General features: G+C 34.8%; 3 protein-coding genes. All 3 read right to left on the bottom strand.

Annotated elements, in window-relative coordinates:
• A partial coding sequence (locus Q5I06_RS08670) for a hypothetical protein (protein ID WP_305520945.1) occupies window positions 1–181 on the bottom strand: 181 nt, incomplete at its 3' end.
• A 130-nt stretch (window positions 182–311) separates the two neighbouring features.
• Window positions 312–803 carry an amidohydrolase family protein gene (locus tag Q5I06_RS08665; RefSeq protein ID WP_305520944.1) on the bottom strand — a complete coding sequence of 164 codons (492 nt, stop codon included), beginning with the start codon at window positions 801–803 and terminating at the stop codon, window positions 312–314.
• 214 nt (window positions 804–1017) lie between these two features.
• Entirely contained in the window at window positions 1018–1152 is a 135-nt protein-coding gene (locus tag Q5I06_RS08660; protein ID WP_305520943.1) for a hypothetical protein, read from the bottom strand.
• Window positions 1153–1260 lie beyond the last annotated feature (108 nt).

Below are 1260 nucleotides of genomic sequence, written 5' to 3'. Positions count from 1 at the left end.
CATTAGCATCTGTGGAAGAACCTCCAAAATCAAAGAGGACATTTTGAATGCCTGATTGTGCTTGATAGCTGTTGTCTCTCATATCTTTATCTTGAAGATGGGCTAAATCAATTCTAAGTGCCCCACCTTTTTCATTGCTAAGAGCGTTTTTAATAAGACCTACTTGATAGCTATTACCCACCCAGTTAATTGCTCCATTGATATTCCCATCATCAGAGAATAAAGAAGTGTCTATTTTTCCAAAGTCAATAAAGTTATAGATATTTTTAGCATTATCATCATGGATATAAAAACCTAAGATAGAACCTGAATCATCCTAATGGTGCTTGTATATAAGGATTTCTCTCTCCGCTCATTGCCATTAATTTTGCATTTCCTGAAGTAGCCACTCTAAGAGCTGCTAGAGAACCTAATACTTCTGAAAATAAGTAAAGCATATAGTTTTGACCACTTGCAGCAAATGGGGCAAATATAAGATCTGTTCCAAAAGCATAATTACATTTATGTTTCATGGCATATCCAAGTGTTTTTCTCCAAGCACCATCTAAGATCGCACCTTTTGGACTGAGTGGTTTAGGGTAATATTTATTTCCAGTTTCAAAAGCTTGAATGCTAAGCCAAACGCCATTATCTGCCATTTTTTGAATTGTTTTTTCAGTTGCCAACTGTCCATGCTCAATAGACTTCACCCCTCCATCAATGGCACGATTCACCCCTGCATCGCTATATACATGGGAACATACTAGTCTGATATGATATTTAAGTAGTCCATTTCTTACTCCTATTTGTGTTATAATTTTCACAGAGATACAGATGAATATTATAAGTCCCCCTTATGGGGAAGGCGGGTTATCCCGCCCAAATCTTGATGATTTGACTTATTGTTAAGATTATCAAGGCTAATTTGTGGATAAGGTTGATAATTCTTATAAGATTTCTCATCTGTATCTCCTTCCTTCTTATTTCAGAGGTTTTTAACCTTTGATAACATAATTATATATTATTTTTAATTCATTGTCAAGGATTTTTGATAAATTTATTTAGAAATTCTTCTAACTTTTCTATGCGTTTTTCTAGTCTATCTACGCGGATGATTATCCAAATCAAACCTATCGTTAAGATGATGTTTGTTATGATGCTCATCATTTCCATTTTTTAGCTCCTATCATATTATGTTTATGGAATTCAACAGGGTTGAATCCTTATCACTACGCGGATTAAAAACCCGCTACGCTCCTAAAGGACTGACTTACATTCAGC

The organism is Helicobacter cappadocius (assembly GCF_030688855.1).
GTDB lineage: Bacteria > Campylobacterota > Campylobacteria > Campylobacterales > Helicobacteraceae > Helicobacter_J > Helicobacter_J cappadocius.
Note: the sequence above shows the minus strand (reverse complement) of the source record. Positions and strands in the feature narration are given on the sequence as shown.